Raw genomic sequence first — 19,089 nt, 5'->3', positions numbered from 1 at the left:
TAAGGTTATAATTTTTATGGCGAGCTTTTCACATACATATTATCAGGAGGGAAAAAAGATGGCAAAATATACAATCGTTGATAAAGATACTTGTATTGCATGTGGTGCTTGTGGCGCTGCTGCACCAGACATTTATGACTATGATGATGAAGGTATTGCATTTGTAACATTAGATGATAACCAAGGTATCGTTGAAATTCCAGATGTATTAATTGAAGATATGATGGATGCATTCGAAGGCTGTCCAACTGACTCAATTAAAGTTGCTGACGAATCATTTGACGGAGACGCTTTAAAATTCGAATAGTCTTTTATTAACTTCAAAAAATGCCCCTCATATTGATGAGGGGCATTTTTTGTATCTAAATTTTATTTTCCTTAATAAAAAACCATTAGTAGTTTCACACTACTAATGGTTTATATATATATTATGCATTTTTCATTTTTGCAAACACCCATACTTTCAGGCGTGAGAATAATGCTACAAATACAATTGTTACAACAATCCCTTTAATTAAATTAAATGGTAAGATTGCCGTTACAACCGTTGTTCTTATAGCTTCGCTAGACATAGCCGGTGAATTTAAAAACCAAGTGTAAGCCGGGAATATGATGATGTAGTTTAATACACTCATAATAAGTGCCATTGTAATTGTCCCTAGCATTAATCCTGTAGTTAAACTCTTCACAGTACGATACTTTCTAAATAAGAAAGCTGCTGGTCCAATAAATAAACATCCTGCAATAAAGTTTGCAATTTCTCCAACTGGTACTCCCGTTAAACTTCCTTGAATCCCGTAATGTAAAATGTTCTTTATCGCCTCTACAATCACTCCTGCTACTGGTCCAAAGATAATTGCTGCAATTAGAGCTGGTACATCACTAAAATCAATTTTCAAAAATGGCGGAAGCCCTGGGAACGGGAAATCTAACATCATTAGTAAATATGCAATACTACTTAGCATCGCTACACTCACCATCTGCACTACACTGTTTTTTTGTTTCATCTTTCTCTCTCCTTTTCCATCGATCATCTCATGGAAAGTGGAAAGGTTCTGCTATGCCTATTTTTTCATAGAACGAAAAAACCCTTTGTGTTTTACACAAAGGGAGAATTTAAGGCACATCAAACAGACGTTCAAATCCATATCTTTTTTGAACGCTTGAACCTCCATCTTCTCCCATCCAGACTATACTGTCGGCTTTGGAATCACACCAAATCCTGCCTTAACGGCTCGCGGGCTTAGAACAAAATCATAAATAGTTCATCACCGCCGGTCGGGATTTTCACCCTGCCCCGAAGATAGACCGATATTCTATTTTCCCCTTCATTATACAACAACCTCATAACATTGTGAACTAAAAAATTGTAACTTATTTAAAATTAGTTATTTATTTTTCGTAACAACAAATAAATTGCGAGATATTTTACAATACAATCCATATTTTTTATTATTCGGCATTTCTCTTTTGAATTACCTAGTCATATATAATTAAAAGTGATAAGATATTGAATTGTTAAGATAAGAACATTTTCTGAGTTATGGAGGAAATGTCATGAAAAAAGACAAGAGACATTCTATTCGAGAAGCAATGAAAAAAAACTTAAGAAAAGAATACTTTTACTTAAAAAAAGAATTACTTTTCTACTGCCCAATTGATTTAGGCACATTCTCAAACGAGACATACTATGCTACTTTCGATGAAGATGGCATTAGTATTTATCAGTATGATAAAAAAACAGAAAGTAAATTAAAATTGTGTGAGCGTCATCCGTGGAAGAGTTGGAATAAAGTGAAGATTGATCACTATTTGACAACTTCTCAATTTATTTTTCAGGGTGAGCGAAATTGGATCTTATCTCTTTTTCAAAAAGGAAAAGAAGCTCAAAAAATTATTGAAGAGCATACATCTTTACAAACAGAAGTTGTTTCCCGCTCTTTCTTAAAAAAACTTCCTGGTTTTCGTTCTAATACACCACTGAATAAATACATCGGTAGTATTTGTTACACTGCACTTATTGCATTTTTATTAAAATGGATGATTCCATTTCAAGCACCACAAATCGCCCTGTATTCTATTTCGATTGGTTGTATGCTTCTTGGCCTACTTTGTTTGACAATCGGTTTAATTGAACCGACTATCGTACTGTTTCGAACAAAAGAGAAAACAAGAACAAAAGTTTTTTACTTATATAGCTATTTAGCTATTTCTGGATTTATATGTGTCTTTATTTTTTGGTAAAAGAAGCCGTCCCAAAATAAATTTTGGGACGGTTTTCTTTTAGATATAGATGCTCTAATTCACTCAATAGTTCTAGCAAAAGCGCCCATATAATTTCATTTACATTGAACCTTATTTAAGAAGAACATAAATTTGTTCAAAGTTTAATTTTTGAGATGTTTCCTTTACTTAACATATAATTGTTGATTAGGATAAATTAGCTCTTGCTGCAATCCATTTTTTTCTTTAATTTCCTTAAGTGTCATACTAAATTTCCGTGCAATACTAACTAAAGTATCCCCTTTTTGTACGACATATAATGATGAAGAAACAACTTCATTTCTTTGTTCATTTAAAACAAGCAATGGGTTCATCGCATTCTTTTTCGCCATCGTCCATCTTCCTTGATGAAGTTCTAGATGTAAGTGTGCACCTCGCGATTCTCCCGTGTTCCCTACTTCTCCAATTTTTTCTCCTTTGGAAATATAATCTCCCTGCCCCACATATCTCTTATTTAAATGTGCATATACAGCCTCATATTCTCCGTGTTTAATAAATACAACATTTCCATAACTACTTGAATAATAAGACTTCGTTACCCTACCATCTTGAATAGCTGCCACAGGCGTTCCAATCGGCGCAGCTACATCAATACCATAGTGTTTTCCATGCCTTGTCCCAAAATAATCACTTATCTGACCTTCAACAGGCCATGTCCATCGATTTTCCTCTGCATAAACATGTAATTGAGATACAAACAGTATACTCAATAACATGACGCCGCATTTTAAAACTTTCATATACATCCTCCGTTTTCTAATTACCACCATACCTTCTCTATTTTGGTATATTACAGAAAAAAGTATACAAAAAAAGAAAGTGAATTACTCCACTTCCTTCTCTTTCTTATCACGAAAAACTAATGCACTACGGTTATACTCCACATCTTTCACTTGTAATCGGGCATTTATTACTCGAGCTATCGCAAACAAATAATCAGATAATCTATTTACATACTTTAAGACAACTTCATTTATTTTCACTTCTTTTTGCAATGATACTATAGAGCGTTCTGCTCTCCTTACAACAGTACGTGCAATATGAATAGTAGCCGCCGCCTCGCTACCACCTGGCAAAATAAAGCGTTCTAATGGCGGGGCTTCTTCTATATATAAATCAATCTTTCTTTCTAAACTTTCAACCATCTCAATTGTCACTTTATAAGGAATTTTTTGTTCCACTATTGCCAAGTCTCCTCCGCAATCAAATAGTTCATGTTGAATATTTTCGAGCTCATTGTAAATATCTCTAAAAGCCTTGCCTTGAACCTTAGTCATTGCATATCCAATATGAGAATTTGCCTCGTCTATTGTTCCATACGCTTCCACACGGATATCATCTTTATCAACCCTGCCACCTATTACACTTGTCGTTCCTTTATCTCCTGTTTTTGTATATAATTTCATTTCTTCACAGCACCTCTCTTGTTATTTTTAATTCGACCAAGATAGAAAAAAGTTCTACCATTCTTTATTTAATTGAGTTTACAAAAAAATAAAAAACAGCAGAACTTTATTCATTATCAACTTTAAAAAAGCATATCTAAATTATACGATTCGGTAAATATACAGAGAATGTAGTTCCTTCTCCAACAACACTTGATACAGAAATTTTACCGTCATGGCCTTGAACAATATTTTTCGCAATTGCAAGCCCGAGTCCTGTTCCACCCTTTTTCCCACGTGTTCTTGCTTTATCAGCTTTATAGAAACGATCAAATAAAAATGGAATATCCTCTTCTGGAATGCCTACACCCGAATCTTGTACTTCAAAAATGAGGCCATTATTTTTCGTATCAATTACAAGCGTTACATGTCCACCCGCATTCGTATGACGAATTGCGTTATCAATCAAGTTCGTCAACACTTGTTCCATCCGATCTGCATCAAACGCATATTCTTCAATCTGATTCCGGAAATCAACTGTTAGTTCAACTTCTTTATCCTTTGCAATCCCTTGGAATTTACGACCAATTTTTTCCACAAACGGATGTATGTCCACTTCACCAATATGTAACTCTACGTGACCGCTTTCCATACGAGCTAAATCTAACAATTCATTTACAAGTTTACCTAAACGAACGGATTCATCATAAATGATTTGAACAAACTCATCTATTTCCTCTTTCGTTTGCACAATATCATCTAAAATCGCTTCACTATACCCTTGCAGCATGACCATCGGTGTACGAAGTTCATGTGATACATTCGCAATAAAGTCTTGACGCATTTTCTCAAGACGACGTTCTTCCGTCATATCTCGCAGTACCGCTACAGCCCCACGAATTTTCGTTTGATTGTAAAGTGGTGTCATAAGAACTACATAGTTCCCTTTTTGTAAATTAATTTCAACAACTTGTTGTTGCTCGCTTTCTACAACGAGATGGAATAGTTCCACAAGTTCAGAAGGTAATTTTTTACTTAACTCTATCTCTTTTTCTTCTTGCCAAACTTGTAAGAAATGTTCAGCCGGTGGATTAATAACTACGACTTCACCTTCTTGATTTAACGTAATAACTCCATCTGCCATACTACTCAAAATACTAGCTAACTGTTCTTTTTCTTGCTGCAAAGCATTCATATTAAACTTCAACTGTTTACCCATTTGATTTAAGGCCGTTGCCAGCTCACCAATTTCGTCCTGAGATACCATAGGAGCCTTTGCATCAAATTTCCCACGTGACACTTCAAAAGCAACCTCACGCATTTTACGAAGCGGTGCTGTAATCCGAGTAGATAAGAAGAACGCAAAGAAAGTTGTTAATATAATCGCAATCCCAGCGGCTAAGAAAATGAAATCAGTCGTTCTCTCCATATCTTTTATTGGCACTTGTAAAGATTCATATACGAACACTGCGCTTTGATTTTTTGATTGCACTGGTTTCCCAACGATCACAATATCATTTTCAGTGCTTTTATTCTTTCTACTATCAGAAGCTTTTCTAATGTTGTTCTTAATTTCTTTTTTGTCCGTAAAAACAGCGGCTAATTCTTTATCTTCTTTTAAATTATCCATTGTAAGGGTGACTAACCCTTCTTGTTTCGGTGAAGAAGAGATTTCCTTGCCATCTTCTACAATAATAATCCTTGAAAGTGGATCAGAGAATTTGTACGCGATGTTCTCAATCGTTTTTACATCGGCACCTTCTTCAATTAATTCCGTAACACTTGTTGCGACTTTTTGAAGTCTATTTTCACTCATATCAACATAATACGTTCTAAAAAATTGTGAAAGTAAAATCGCAACAAATCCAAGAACAAACGAAACGAGAAGTAATATGGTCATCCATAACTTCCCTACTACACTTCTCCAAAGCATCAGTCGTTCACAACCTCAAATTTGTAACCTACACCCCAAACAGTAACAATCATTTTCGCTGCATCTGGTGATTTTTTGCTTAACTTCTCACGTAAACGCTTTACATGTGTATCAACTGTACGTAAATCTCCGAAGAATTCATATTGCCATACTTCTTTTAACAGCTGCTCACGATCGAATACTTTATCAGGAGCTTTCGCTAAAAATAATAGTAACTCATATTCTTTCGGCGTTAAGTTTACTTCATTGCCATCTGCAGTAACACGGTGTGCATCGTTATCAATTGTTAAGTGAGGGAATACAGTAACATCTTTTGTCGTTGTATCTTGTGTAAAGAATGTTGTTGGTACAGCACGACGTAATACCGCTTTCACACGTAGCACGACCTCACGTGGACTAAACGGCTTTACAATATAATCATCTGTTCCAACTTCAAATCCTTGTACTCTATTTACTTCTTCACCTTTTGCTGTCAGCATAATAATTGGTGTCGCTTTCTTCTCACGAACCCCTTTACATACTTCAATGCCATCTTTACCAGGCATCATAAGATCTAATAAGATTAAATCGTAATCATTTTGCAACGCCATTTCTAAAGCTGTATCACCATTATCTGCTTCTTCAATCGTATATTGTTCTCTTTCTAAGTACATTTTCAATAAACGACGAATACGATCCTCATCATCTACAATTAAAATTCTTGATTCATTTTCCATCTCTACCCGCTGCGTACTCTCACCTCAGCGGTTCACACCTACCCTTCTTTAACTATTATGTTGCGCTATTCTCGTTTATTTAAGCAATCTTCTAAATGTTTCACTTCCCATATTATGCTTCACAAGAATAATAAATTTTGTTCAATTTTTTTCCAAAACTATGTATTTTTTTTGAACTGTATATAATGTCCTCGACATCATTTTACAAAATCAACCGCTACTTTGTCATGTTTTTCTCAAAAAAGAAGAAAAGTTGACAAAAATAAAATAGGAAAGTGACATGCACTCTCCTATTTTATTTCTCTATGCATATGAATGTAAACCGGCAATAATTAAGTTTACTACAATAAAGTTAAACATAATGATTGCAAAACCAATTACTGCAAGCCAAGCTGATTTCTCCCCATGCCACCCTTTAGATAATCGTAAATGTAGTACTGCAGCATAAAAGAGCCACGTTATAAGTGCCCAAACCTCTTTCGGATCCCAGCCCCAAAAGCGCGTCCACGCTATTTGAGCCCAAATCATCGCAAAAATTAATGCACCTAATGTGAAAACTGGGAATCCAATTGCAATAGATCGATATCCGATTTCATCTAGTAGATCACTATTCGTATTCTTTACTAACGGCTGAAGTGCCGCCGATACTCGCTTCCGTAAAACGAGTCTTAATACAATATACAGTAATGTTCCAACTAACACTGACCAAATAACAGTATTTAATTTTTTTGCATTTACAATTGCTGGAACTTCAACTGCCGGTTCTAATTTATTTTCTGTCAGTAACTTCCCTTCATGCGGTCCAACTAAAGCCGGAAGATTGTACTTCATTTCCAGTTGTTGTTCATTTTTATCAATCCATTGAAACTTCGCTTCATATTTCATACTAGAAAATACCGTTGTTACTCCAATAAATCCAACTGTACAAACAAGTGTAAATACTACCGTCTCTAGCCAAAATGTACGTTTACTTCTCGTCGATTGATCTACATTTTTCAATAAATACATAACGCCTGTAATAAAACTAATCGCTAAAATGGCTTGTCCTGCTGCTGCAGTCGTCACGTGAATATGTAACCAATTACTTTTTAAAGATGGAATAAGCGGAGATATTTCCCTCGGAAACATACTTGCATAGGCAATTAATAAAAGCGCAACTGGTAATGCAAATAGTCCGATTATGCTTACACGGTACATAAAATACATGACAATAAATGCTCCTACAAGCATCATGCCGAAAAATGTACCGAATTCAAAAAAGTTACTAACTGGCGCATGCCCTGATGCAATCCACCTTGTAACAAAATATACTGTTTGTGCTATAAACCCTAAAATTGTAATCGTTATTCCTACATTTGCCCATTTATGACCCTTTTCTTTAATGGCTCCCCCAAAAAATAGAGTCGCAATTAAATATAAAATAAATGCGGTAAAGAGAAAGTTACTACTTATTTGCACCATATCGTTTCCCCACCTTAACTAATTTTTTTATCAATTACTTTATCATTTGGCTGTGGAATTGCTGTACCTTCTATTACTCTTTCAATATCTTTCTTTAAACCGAACCAATTTTTATTTGTATGCCCTGCAATCCACCATTCATCATTAACACGTTGTATCCAAATACGGCGATGATTCCAATACATACCTTGAATGACACCAACCATAAATATAAATCCTCCAATGCCGAGAATCCAAAGCGTTAAATCTTTTCTTACAGTAAGTGCTGTTGCATTTTGCATTTCAACACCTGCAAACGACATTTTATATTTGTTGTTTCCATCTGGTTCTATATTTTGCTGAATACCAACAAAACTCACTTCACCATCTGGTGTTTCAGGTGTAAACATTTTAAATACAAATGCAGGATTGTTTGGTAATTTCGTTTTCGTATTTGGTTTTCCATTCTCATCAAAATAAAAATCAGGAAAATAGCTTAATAGTTCTAGAGAATAACCAGTTCCTAAATCATATTTTTCCTTAGGATTCGTTAAATCTACTTTAATCGGTCCCCACTTTTGATTATTTTCTTTATTTTGTAAGTTAAAGGACATACTTTTAAATTCACTTTCTTTATAATCCACTTGATACACTGCAAATTGATCAAATTTCAGTGGTTCATTCACTCGAATTTCCGCTTCTTTTACTTTTTCTAATTTCGGTTTTTGTCCTGCTATATTTTCTCCTACTGCTTTATATAATACGGCATTCGTTTGGAAGTTTTTCGCAATCATTTTATCGCCTACACGATCAATCGCTTCATCAAAAACTTCCTTGTCCTTACTTTTATCATAAACTTCTTTTATAAATTTCTCGTTTTTTAAGTAGTATTGTCCATCCGTCCCTGGTATCTCTTTCGTTTCACCGTCACGTAACCAAAGTGCTTCGTCTACGTACATACTCGGTAAAAAACGAAGCATCGCACCGAATAAAAAGATAATAAGACCGATATGATTTACATATGGACCCCAACGCGAGAAGCGTCCCTTTTCTGCTAAAACGTTTCCGTCTTCCACTTTCACGTTATAGTTTCTTTTCTTTAAATTCTTTTGCACTCTTTCCAGGTCACCTTCTTGCGGTGTACCAGTCCCATATAATCTCTGTCTCTTTAAAAAGCTAGGATGTCTTTTTACGCCTTGCTTTTTTAAAGCTTTATAAAGTGGAATAACACGGTCTAAACTACATATCACAAGTGAAATACCGATAGAAGCAATCAAAATCATATACCACCATGAACCGTATAAATTATTAAACCCTAATTGATAGTATAATTGTCCTAAAAATCCGTATTCTTGTTTATAATATTCAGCTGGTGCAATCCCTGGAGTTATGTACATTTCTTGCGGAAAAATAGTTCCTATCGCTGATGCAGCTAAAGTTATTACGATTAGCCATACACCCACTTTTACAGAAGAGAAAAAGCTCCAAATTTTATCGATTATCGTTTTTGTCTGCGTGAGAGATCTCCGTGCACTCCCCTCATAGCGCATATCCAATAGTTTTGTATTTTCATTGCTTTCAAATGGTTTCCCGCAAGCTTCACAAAAAACGGTTCCTATCGGATTAACATGTCCACATTCACATTTAATTTCTTTCAACACTCTCACCGCCCCTGTATCTATATGTACTATTGTATATTCTAACCTCAAGTTACCGCAATACTCAGAATTTTTAAACCAGAGGCACTATAGACACGCACCCCTTATGTAAAGGCTTTCTTTATTACGGAGTAATTTTCTTTAAATACCCTTCTAACTGTTCTTTCGTTTGTTCACCTATAATTTGCTCCACTACTTTTCCATCTTTATCAATCAAAAAGCTTGTCGGTAATGGACCTACTCCATATGTTCCTATAATCTTTTGTCCTTTATCAATGGCAACTGGGAATTTCAAACCATACTGGTTCACAAAGTTCTTTACTGCAATATCCGTTTCATCTGCATCTAACGCTATGATTTCAACACCTTTTTCTTTATACTTTGGATATAATTCATTCATATAAGGCATTTCTTTTTCACAAGGTTTACACCACGTGCCCCAAAAGTTTAAAAATACACCTTTTCCCTTTAAATCTTTTAGTTCAATTTTCTTCCCTTCTAAATCCGTCACAACAAAGTTAGGTGCTTCTTTTCCGATTTGCATTTTCTCTTTATTAGCAAAGAATCCTTGATAAAGGGTAAATCCTACAGCACCACATAAAATGAGTAGAATAATAACGCGAAATAATAAGCGATTTTTCTTCATATTACTTCTCCTCTCCTCGATAAATGTTATGTATTATCTTCTGTAAATGTTGTATTGAATAAATCACCAGCAGAGCACTCCACTGGTGAATTTTTAACTCTATAGCTTATCTTGGCTTTGTAGAAGCAAGCGCGCGTAATTGTTTCACCTCATGTGGTGTCAATTCTCTCGCATCACCAGGTCGCAGGCTTCCTACTTCTAAGAAAGCATAACGTTCACGTTTTAATTTCACTACTTTACAGTCTAACGCTTCAAACATACGACGTACTTGACGATTACGTCCTTCATGAATTGTTAATTGTACAATAGCCATTTCTTTACGCTTGTCCCAAGAAATAATTTTCACACGTGCTGGTGCTGTTTTACCGTCTTCTAACGTAACACCGCGTTCTAACATGCGAATTTTCTCACCTGTTAATGGCCCTTTTATTTTTGCAACATATGTTTTTTCAACTTTATATCTAGGATGCATTAATACGTTTGCGAAGTCCCCATCGTTTGTCATTAATAATACGCCAGACGTATCATAATCTAAGCGTCCGATTGGGAATAAACGTTGTGTAATTTCCGGGAAAAAGTCCGTTACAACACTTCTTCCTTTATCGTCTGATACACTTGAAATTACGCCAGTTGGTTTATATAGTAAAAAATAAACAGGTTCTTCTTTTTCAAGAGGGATGTTATTTACTTCTACTTTATCTTGAGGAGTTACTTTTGTCCCTAACTCCTTCACTATTTTTCCATTAACTTTCACTTTTCCTTGCTGAATTAATTCCTCAGCCTTTCTTCTCGATGCAATACCTGCTTGCGCAATCACTTTTTGTAATCGTTCCATTTCTTTTTTTCACCTCGAATTTATCTTACCTTACATTAGAAAGACTTGGCAACCGCATACGCTTTACGGCTATTCGCTTCATCTTACTTAAACAACATAGCGATGATAATAAACATATAAAGGTCAAATCATGTTTTTACCCTTTATTATTGTCCATATTTTTCATATTTCTCACAATAAAAGTTCATCATTTTGTCAAAAATACCACATAAAAAAACCACTATTAAGCTACACCTTAATAGTGGTCGTATACGTATTATAAGCGAAATAGCGTAAAAAATGAATAGTATTACTGAAACAATAAAGAAACGAACACAATTGAGCATATAATCCCGATTAAATCTGCAAAAAGTCCTACTTTTAGTGCATCCCCCATTTTTCTGATCCCAACCGCTCCAAAATATACAGTTAAAATATAGAAAGTCGTATCTGTACTCCCTTGCATCGTAGAAGCCAATCTCCCAATAAACGAATCTGGCCCATATGTGGCAATTAAATCGGTCGTAATACTTAAACCAGCAGAGCCTGAAATAGGGCGTATAAGTGCTAGTGGAACAATTTCTGCTGGAACATGGATCAAATCTAACATTGGCTTCATTACCGATATCATTGCGTCTAATGCACCTGAAGACCGGAATATAGAAATAGACACAAGCATTCCAACCATAAACGGTAAGATGGAAATTGCAATTTGAATCCCTTCTTTTCCTCCCTCAACGAACGATTCATACGTCGGTACTTTCTTTATTGTGCCATATAAAAGGATAAAACCAATTACACAAGGAATTACCCATAAGGAAATTGTATTTACAATACTCATTTTTTCCGCCCCTTTCTACTCCTTCTTCGGTAAAAATAGCGGTCAATCCAAATTGCTCCAATCATAGAAAGTACTTGTGCAATAAATGTTACCCCAACAATTTCAGTAGGATTCGCTGATTCATACGTCATTCGAATGGAAATGACTGTCGTAGGAATTAATGTAATGGCTGATGTATTTAATGCTAGAAACGTCACCATAGAACGGCTCGCCGAATCCTTTCCTCCATTTAACTCTTTCAGTTGTTCCATCGCTTTAATACCAAGAGGGGTTGCTGCATTACCTAGACCAAAAAAGTTTGCCATCATATTTGATAGAATAAATCCCATAGACGGATGATCCTTTGGTATTTCTGGAAACAACCTTTTTACTATCGGCATAAAAAGTGTAACTAATTTTTTTAACAATCCGGCTTCCTCTGCAATTTTCATTAAACCGAGCCAAAATACTAAAACACTAATAAGTCCTATACAAATCGTTACCGCATCTTTTGCTCCGTCAAATACAGCTTTATTCACTTCTTCCATCGTGCCATTTATCATGGCGTATACAATCCCAATGACAGCCATCGCTACCCATACGAGATTAACCATCGTTCCCAACACCTATCATGTAAGAAAAAATTTCTTTCACATTATTCCAGTAAAGTCCCGTTGTAGCTACTAACTTCCGTTTACTATAAAATAAATTCCGTTCTCCAACTTTTTCATTACCAACATAAATGTCTGTCTTCCCAACCTTTACTCCATCCGTAAGTTTTATACTTTTATGGAGTTCAACTTTTAATACTACGTTCTTTTTTTCTTCTTCAGTTAACGGTACCGAAAAACTATTTTTCGTATAAACATGGTTGGCATACTTCTTTTCATTTATTTCAGCAATTGCTCCTTGTCCTAAAACTTTCGTTTGTTTGAAACGTTCAAAACCTTTATCAAACAAATTCATATGATCATCCCAATCACTAGAGGCACTCAAAGTTACGACAATTAAATCTAGTCCATCTTTTGATGCCGTTGTCACAAGCGTTCGCCCAGCTTTCTTCGTAAAGCCTGTTTTTCCTCCTGTTGCAAATTCATAATAAGACGTTACCAGCTTATGTTTATTTTTCCACGGGTAATCCCAAGAATCTGATTTATATGTTTTGGTTCCAAAGATTTTCTTAAATGTCTCGTTTCCCATTGCATATTTCGTTAATAATGCCATATCGTAAGCCGACGAATAATGTGATCCATCTCCATCTAAGCCATGAGGGTTTGAGAAGTGCGTATCTTTCATTCCAATTTCTTTCGCTTTTTGATTCATTAAATATACGAATCCATCTATACTCCCACCCACACTTTCAGCAATTACTTGCGCTGCGTCATTACCAGATCTAAGCATGAGTCCGTATACTAAATCTTCTAACTTCACTTTTTGTCCAGGCTTTAAATAGATTGCCGATCCTTCCACCCTCACCGCTTCATTACTAACTGATACCATTTCTTTCATCTTCCCTGATTCAGCAGCTAATAAGGCGGTCATAATTTTTGTTATACTAGCAATTTTTTGAGGCTCATGTTCTGCTTTTCCGTATAATACACGACCAGACTGTTGCTCCATTAATACAGCATTTCGAGCACTGACATTGCTGTTCATCTTTGCATATGTAGGAATCGGCATAACGCTTGCATACATCATAAGAAGCGTAATGATTACACAAATTCGTCTCATATTTCCCCCCACGTCCTTTTGGCACTTTTTGTACAAGTGTATGCTTGGCCTTTTAAAATATGAACGAAATCTTCCTTCTACTTCCATTAAAAAAGACGCAGAGAATTTGCGTCTAATATGGTGTCCATTCAATTTGTTTCGCAGTTTCAAACCTTTTTTCTACATCAGGCCAATTTACAACATTCCACCAGTTTTTAATATATTCATCTTTTCGATTTTGGTATTGTAAATAATACGCATGTTCCCAGACATCTAGTACAAGGAGCGGTATCGTATCCCATTGTGTAAATAATTGATGAAGTGTACTTTGCAAAATTTCTAACCTTCCAGACCGGGGTACCCAAACGAGAATTGCCCAGCCTGAACCTTCTACTTTAGAGGCCGCTTCTGTAAAATGTTTTTGGAAACGTAAAAAGCTCCCAAAATCTTGTTCAATTTGTTGTGAAAAAGCTCCTCTTGGACTTCCACCACCGTCTTTTTTCATGTTATTCCAAAATATCGTGTGTAAGTAATGACCTGACCCATGAAAAGCCGCTTCCCTTTCCCAATGCTTAATTAAATCAAATTTATTTGTTTTTCTCGCTTCTTCCATCATCTTCTCTGCTTTATTTAACCCTTCCACGTAACTCCGATGATGTTTATCATGATGTAACATCATAATTTCTTTAGAAATATACGGTTCTAATGCATTATACGGATAAGGTAATGGCGGGAGTGTATGTCCTCCAATCGGGACAGCTCGTTCACTATCCCCTCTTTCATATAATTCATATTCCTCTTCTTCTTGCATAAATACTTCCTGCAAGTGATGCTGAATATGTTCTACATCATCGCTTATTTCATACATAAACTCTGCATCTGTTTCATACTCATGCTCTTTCATACGCTCTAATAACGTCTGAATTTTATAGGCAAGCATATGGACATCATACACTTCCATTGCGCGGCTATCTAATACGTGAAGAACACTTTCACACCAATTTTCTACTTCATGAAAGTAATCTGTAAATACACCTTGCTGATTCATGTTGCACCTCCCTAATGCTATCCACTTAACTATATTCAATGAAAATCCCTTATATAACTGTACAAAAGGAAAAGAAGCTAAGTAACCTTAGCTTCTTTTCCTCAATCAATATTTGTGCAACATCTTTGTCTGATAATCCGTCTCATAATATTCTAGTTCTTCACGCATCAATTGAAATTTACCTTCTAAACTCTTCATCACTTGCTCCAAAGATGCAGGTGGTGTTTGTTGAAAAACGATAGAATTTTTCCCTGTATATGCAGACCGACTATTTTCATACCAATGATCACTCTTCGGTGAAAAAAACTCTGCAATTACTTGATGGTAAATCTTATATAAAATTTTTTCAGCTGCTGTTTTTCGAAATGGCTGGCTATTCAACAAAACAAAACATGCATCCTGTCCTTCTTCGCAAAAAACGAGAAGTCGTCTCATTGATGCTAATACCCCTTTATAATATTGCTCATTCCCTGCTGGTGTTTCCTCTAATAAAGAAGGTAACGTATGATAATTTACATAATTGGTTATCAAATTAATAGCATCTTCTAAAAATATAGAAACTTGTTCTGTTTGATTTTCAACCATCAAATTAGACATTTTTCTCTCTCCTTTGCCATTTCACGCTATTTCTACTCTTTTATTTTTATGTAATTCAGCCAATATTTCTTGTACTTTCGACACCGTTCCCTCATCAAAATATTGTTGAAATTCTTCCATATTATTTAAATACAAACGTTTTTGCGCACGAAGCTCCTTATCTTTCACTAAACAACATATCGCTACAATATCACGCAAATATATGTTTTGTTCTTCTACTTTATACACTGGATTTCCTTCAAAAGGAGTAATTTCTTGTAAAACTTCTTCAAAATATCGAACGTATAAAACCGAAAAAGTTTTCTCTTTACCATTTAATATATATGTCACTTCAGATCTGTTAAAAAAATCTTCTGATGTATTAGGTTTCGCTTTTTCTAACTCATATCCTACGTAACCTTTTATAATCATATACTCCCCTCCCCCTCTTTCATCTTATTCTAACTTAATTTTCTGATAAACAAAATATTCTTTTAAATATACCTATATAAAAAATAGCTCGCCTATACAGGAATTTACCTTTTTATTTTTCTTGAAGTTTGTCATAATAATATTATTGTCTCAGTTTTCTTATACAAGGAGAGTTGTATTTATGTCGTTTTCATGGAAACGTTTCTTACAAATCGGGAAAATTGTCTTCCCATTTGTTGTATTAACAATTGTATTCTTTCAAGCAAAAAAAGAATTAGCGGGCATTTCTTTTTTAGAAGCGATTGATACAATTAAAAACATTCCAACTGGAGGAGTCTTTTTAGCAATTACACTTGGTGCATTCGCTGTATCAACAATGTTCTTTTATGACTATGTTATGCTTCGTTACTTAAAAGCTGATATCCCTGTCCAAAAGATTTTCCGTATCTCGTGGATTGCTAATACTTTAAATGGATTTATCGGGTTTGGTGGTCTTGTTGGAGCCGGCGTACGCACAATGCTTTATCGTCCATATATAAAAGAAAATGGAAAACTTATTAAAAGTATCGCTTGGATGACAACTGCCTTTATTAATGGATTAGCCATTCTTTCATTTCTTGGTCTCATCGGAATATTAGACACGAGATTTATTTTGCATGAAAAACCATGGCTATGGCCTGTTCTTATCTTCTTCGCTCTTTTCGTCCCTATATATATCGGATTTTCTAAATTAAAAAATAGAAAAGCGACGCAAACAGAGGAACAAGAAGAAGAGGAGAAAAACCCAACTGTTTTATACTCATTAGTTTCATTAGTCGAATGGGTATCTGCTGGTATTGTTATGTACGTCATATTACTATTATTTGGCATTGAAATCGAATTCCAAAAGTTTTTAGGCGTATATGTTATTGCTGCTTTAGCTGGTGTCGTTAGTCTTGTTCCTGGTGGCCTTGGATCATTTGATCTTGTCTTCTTAACTGGGCTTGGGCAATACGGCATCGATACAGGTGTTTTACTCCCTGCTATGTTATTATATCGTCTCGTCTATTACATCTTGCCCTTCTGCCTTGGTCTCATTTTTGCAGCTTTTGAAATGACAGGAGTAGCCATTAAAAAGTTTGAAGATAAACCTTTTATTGCGCCTGCATTAGAGACAACTGGTGTTATATGGACTTTGCAGCGTGACTTTCTAGGAAAGTTAGGTTCTTGGGCATCTGCTGCTTTAACAGTATTTGCTGGCTTAATGGTTATTTTATCAACCATTCTACCGACAAGTATAAATCGGGCACACGCCTTACATATTCTAGCTCCAAAACATCTTATTCAATTTTCTTTTAGCTTATCGCTAACATTCGGTATTCTCCTCCTCATTCTTTCGCGGGGGATATATTACGGAACAAAACGTTCTTATTATATGACGATTGTTTCTTTAATTGGAGCGGCTATTTTTAACACACTAAAAGGAATTGATGTTGAAGAAACTTTTATTTTATTAATCGTACTCGCTGTATTGTATATGCTTCGTAAAAGGTTTGTACGTGAGAAAATGGAAGTCTCACTTTCCGATATCGTAAAAGTTTTTATATTCCTACTTGTAACGTTATATTTATATAAAAACTTAGGTATTTTATTTGCAGGTGCAAAAGAAGCTTTCAAACCTGATTTTGTCGTTCGTAATATTACACAAGTGAAACGAAGTGCATTAGCAGCTGCCTTTTTTGTTCCTACTTTTTTACTAATTGGTTCACTCATTGCAAATCGTTATCGAAATGAATTTCCCGGGCAACCAGCTAATGATAAACGATTACACAACTTCTTAGATGAACATGGTGGAAATGTACTTAGTCATTTAGGTTTTTTAGGAGATAAACAGTTCTTTTTCAGTAGTGATGGAAAAGCACTCATTCTCTTCTCAATAACTGGAAAACGACTTATTGTACTAGGTGATCCAATTGGGGACCCTTCCTCCTATCGTACTGTATTGCAAGAGTTTTTAGCTGAGGCTGATCGATTTGGATACATTTGTGTATTCTATCAAATTGAAAGTAAATGGATGAGTTTATACCACGATTTTGGTTATAACTTCTTTAAGCTTGGTGAAGAAGCTGTTGTTGATTTAAATACCTTTACAATAACAGGAAAGAAACGCGCTGGCATGCGAGCTACTTTCAACCGTTTTGAAAGAGAAGGCTATACATTCTCTATTCATGAGCCACCTTTCTCCGACGAATTATATGAAGAGTTAAGAAAAGTTTCAGATGCATGGCTTGGTGGAAAAAAAGAGAAAGGTTTTTCACTCGGATACTTCGATCGTGAATATATTAGTCGCGCTCCTATCGCAACATTATCTGATGCGGATGGAAAAATTATTGCATTCACAACATTCATGCCTGTATATCAAAACGGATCATTATCTGTCGATTTAATGCGATATTATCCAGATGCGCCTAGCGGCATTATGGACGCAATTTTCATCCACTTATTCCAGTGGGCAAAAGAAAATGAATACCACTCCTTTAATATCGGTATGGCACCACTTTCAAATGTTGGTTTATCCACACAGTCTTTCTGGTCTGAACGAGTGGCTGCTGCAATCTTTAATAACGTTCGTTATACGTATAGTTTCAGCGGATTACGACATTTTAAAGAAAAATATAAACCAGCATGGAGCGGTAAATATTTAGCATTTAGGAAGAATCATTCTTTACCAATTACAATGCTCTCTGTAACAAAATTAATAGGAAAAAGAAAAAACAGCTAAATTCTTAGCTGTTTTTTCTTTTTTGAACTTGTACAATAAATTCTTTTTCATACTTCTTACCATTTATATAGAAATTCCCCCACATTTTATACGTGCCCTCGGCAGGAAATGTAATTCGGTATTGTAATTGTTCATCCGTATCTACAGGCATAGCGTATAAAAAATTCTCCTTCGTTTCATCCACTATATAGAGTGACTCTACTTCTCCTCTCTCTGAATGTAATTTCAATTTTTCACCCTTTTTCGCTTGAAACTGAAATGTTAACGTAACTGGTTCATTCGGATGTAATGCACCAAATAAAAGAGAAACTTCATACTCTCCTATTTTTTTTGTAAGTACACTGTCGATTGGAAATTTCACTTTTTTCTTATTGTTCTCCTCTTTCGTTCTACCAAAATTCTTCCTAGCGAATGACTCTACGGACTTATTTTTGTCTTCGTATAAAAATATTGTATATTCTTCGTCTTTCGCTATTTTGGAAGATAACTTATATGACCCGTTCCCTGCAAATGTGGGTTTAATTTGTTGTATGTTTTTTAACTGTCCATCTACAATCACTGCCCGCATTTGATCATTTACACCACGAATTTCATTATTCTTGTTGTTTAACAACTGAAATACAATATCTACTTTCTCATTTCCCTTTCCATTCGAAACATCCCACTTTACTTCCTGAACATCTCCTACAGTCTCTTCGTTTTCTTGATATTTTTTTATGTAAAATCCTCCTGCCACAATAAGTACTAACGCAATAAGCCCGATGACAAGATTTTTCAAAACATCACCTACCATTTTTATTGTCTCTATTCATACAAAACTTCTTAAGATATATATTCTAGATTATGATTTATGAAATCCTCCTATTT

Annotated in this window: 19 protein-coding genes and 1 riboswitch; of the genes, 3 read left to right on the top strand and 16 right to left on the bottom strand. The window is 35.2% G+C overall.

Annotated features, from left to right (window positions below):
- The first annotated feature begins 58 nt into the window (after positions 1–58).
- On the top strand, positions 59–307 hold the full coding sequence (locus tag HFD78_RS03330) for a ferredoxin (RefSeq protein WP_001151993.1): 249 nt from the start codon (positions 59–61) through the stop codon (positions 305–307).
- A gap of 121 nt (positions 308–428) precedes the next feature.
- Here HFD78_RS03330 and HFD78_RS03325 read toward each other — a convergent pair whose 3' ends face one another.
- Entirely contained in the window at positions 429–1,007 is a 579-nt protein-coding gene (locus HFD78_RS03325; protein ID WP_000810856.1) for an ECF transporter S component, read from the bottom strand.
- A gap of 162 nt (positions 1,008–1,169) precedes the next feature.
- Positions 1,170–1,309, bottom strand: a riboswitch (FMN riboswitch).
- Between the two features lie 248 nt (positions 1,310–1,557).
- Here HFD78_RS03325 and HFD78_RS03320 point away from each other — a divergent pair.
- Positions 1,558–2,244 carry a hypothetical protein gene (locus HFD78_RS03320; protein WP_000710837.1) on the top strand — a complete coding sequence of 229 codons (687 nt, stop codon included), beginning with the start codon at positions 1,558–1,560 and terminating at the stop codon, positions 2,242–2,244.
- A gap of 164 nt (positions 2,245–2,408) precedes the next feature.
- On the opposite strand, the gene HFD78_RS03315 is transcribed toward HFD78_RS03320, so the two are convergent.
- From HFD78_RS03315 to HFD78_RS03250, 14 genes are all read right to left on the bottom strand, one after another.
- Entirely contained in the window at positions 2,409–3,023 is a 615-nt protein-coding gene (locus HFD78_RS03315; protein ID WP_000866120.1) for a peptidoglycan DD-metalloendopeptidase family protein, read from the bottom strand.
- Between the two features lie 84 nt (positions 3,024–3,107).
- Positions 3,108–3,689, bottom strand: a complete 582-nt coding sequence (locus HFD78_RS03310; protein WP_000781278.1) for a cob(I)yrinic acid a,c-diamide adenosyltransferase — start codon at positions 3,687–3,689, stop codon at positions 3,108–3,110.
- A gap of 136 nt (positions 3,690–3,825) precedes the next feature.
- The gene (gene resE, locus HFD78_RS03305) at positions 3,826–5,601 is read right to left on the bottom strand and encodes a sensor histidine kinase ResE (RefSeq protein ID WP_000964697.1); all 1,776 of its coding nucleotides are present in this window, start codon (positions 5,599–5,601) and stop codon (positions 3,826–3,828) included.
- Positions 5,601–6,317, bottom strand: coding sequence for a DNA-binding response regulator ResD (gene resD / locus HFD78_RS03300; RefSeq protein WP_000426861.1), 717 nt, complete (start codon positions 6,315–6,317; stop codon positions 5,601–5,603). Before resD ends, resE begins: the two co-directional genes overlap by 1 nt.
- 303 nt (positions 6,318–6,620) lie before the next feature.
- Positions 6,621–7,778 (bottom strand): cytochrome c biogenesis protein ResC, encoded by a 1,158-nt coding sequence (gene resC, locus HFD78_RS03295; protein ID WP_000250081.1) that lies wholly within the window; start codon positions 7,776–7,778, stop codon positions 6,621–6,623.
- 14 nt (positions 7,779–7,792) lie between these two features.
- Positions 7,793–9,418: a cytochrome c biogenesis protein ResB gene (resB, locus tag HFD78_RS03290; protein ID WP_000910547.1), complete on the bottom strand. Its 1,626-nt coding sequence runs from the start codon at positions 9,416–9,418 to the stop codon at positions 7,793–7,795.
- Between the two features lie 121 nt (positions 9,419–9,539).
- A complete protein-coding gene (gene resA, locus HFD78_RS03285; protein WP_000742194.1) occupies positions 9,540–10,061 on the bottom strand; it encodes a thiol-disulfide oxidoreductase ResA in 522 nt (173 codons plus the stop codon).
- A gap of 106 nt (positions 10,062–10,167) precedes the next feature.
- Entirely contained in the window at positions 10,168–10,896 is a 729-nt protein-coding gene (rluB, locus tag HFD78_RS03280; RefSeq protein WP_000440556.1) for a 23S rRNA pseudouridine(2605) synthase RluB, read from the bottom strand.
- Positions 10,897–11,185: 289 nt separating this feature from the next.
- The gene (gene spmB, locus HFD78_RS03275) at positions 11,186–11,716 is read right to left on the bottom strand and encodes a spore maturation protein SpmB (protein WP_000029514.1); all 531 of its coding nucleotides are present in this window, start codon (positions 11,714–11,716) and stop codon (positions 11,186–11,188) included.
- Positions 11,713–12,309, bottom strand: a complete 597-nt coding sequence (spmA, locus tag HFD78_RS03270) for a spore maturation protein SpmA (protein WP_000247811.1) — start codon at positions 12,307–12,309, stop codon at positions 11,713–11,715. Before spmA ends, spmB begins: the two co-directional genes overlap by 4 nt.
- Positions 12,302–13,426: a D-alanyl-D-alanine carboxypeptidase family protein gene (locus tag HFD78_RS03265; RefSeq protein WP_001252636.1), complete on the bottom strand. Its 1,125-nt coding sequence runs from the start codon at positions 13,424–13,426 to the stop codon at positions 12,302–12,304. The genes spmA and HFD78_RS03265 overlap by 8 nt, the downstream gene beginning before the upstream one ends.
- Before the next feature lie 112 nt (positions 13,427–13,538).
- On the bottom strand, positions 13,539–14,453 hold the full coding sequence (locus tag HFD78_RS03260; RefSeq protein ID WP_001075739.1) for a superoxide dismutase: 915 nt from the start codon (positions 14,451–14,453) through the stop codon (positions 13,539–13,541).
- Between the two features lie 105 nt (positions 14,454–14,558).
- Positions 14,559–15,050, bottom strand: coding sequence for a YpuI family protein (locus HFD78_RS03255; protein WP_000067556.1), 492 nt, complete (start codon positions 15,048–15,050; stop codon positions 14,559–14,561).
- Between the two features lie 21 nt (positions 15,051–15,071).
- Positions 15,072–15,461, bottom strand: a complete 390-nt coding sequence (locus tag HFD78_RS03250) for a hypothetical protein (protein WP_000584363.1) — start codon at positions 15,459–15,461, stop codon at positions 15,072–15,074.
- A gap of 181 nt (positions 15,462–15,642) precedes the next feature.
- Here HFD78_RS03250 and mprF point away from each other — a divergent pair, with 181 nt between their 5' ends.
- The gene (gene mprF / locus HFD78_RS03245) at positions 15,643–18,222 is read left to right on the top strand and encodes a bifunctional lysylphosphatidylglycerol flippase/synthetase MprF (protein WP_000010891.1); all 2,580 of its coding nucleotides are present in this window, start codon (positions 15,643–15,645) and stop codon (positions 18,220–18,222) included.
- Positions 18,223–18,226: 4 nt separating this feature from the next.
- Here mprF and HFD78_RS03240 read toward each other — a convergent pair whose 3' ends face one another.
- Positions 18,227–19,015 carry a hypothetical protein gene (locus HFD78_RS03240; RefSeq protein WP_000232610.1) on the bottom strand — a complete coding sequence of 263 codons (789 nt, stop codon included), beginning with the start codon at positions 19,013–19,015 and terminating at the stop codon, positions 18,227–18,229.
- Positions 19,016–19,089: the final 74 nt, after the last annotated feature.

The organism is Bacillus sp. EKM501B (assembly GCF_011800505.1).
Classification (GTDB): domain Bacteria; phylum Bacillota; class Bacilli; order Bacillales; family Bacillaceae_G; genus Bacillus_A; species Bacillus_A cereus.
This window is presented reverse-complemented; position numbering and strand designations above follow the sequence as displayed.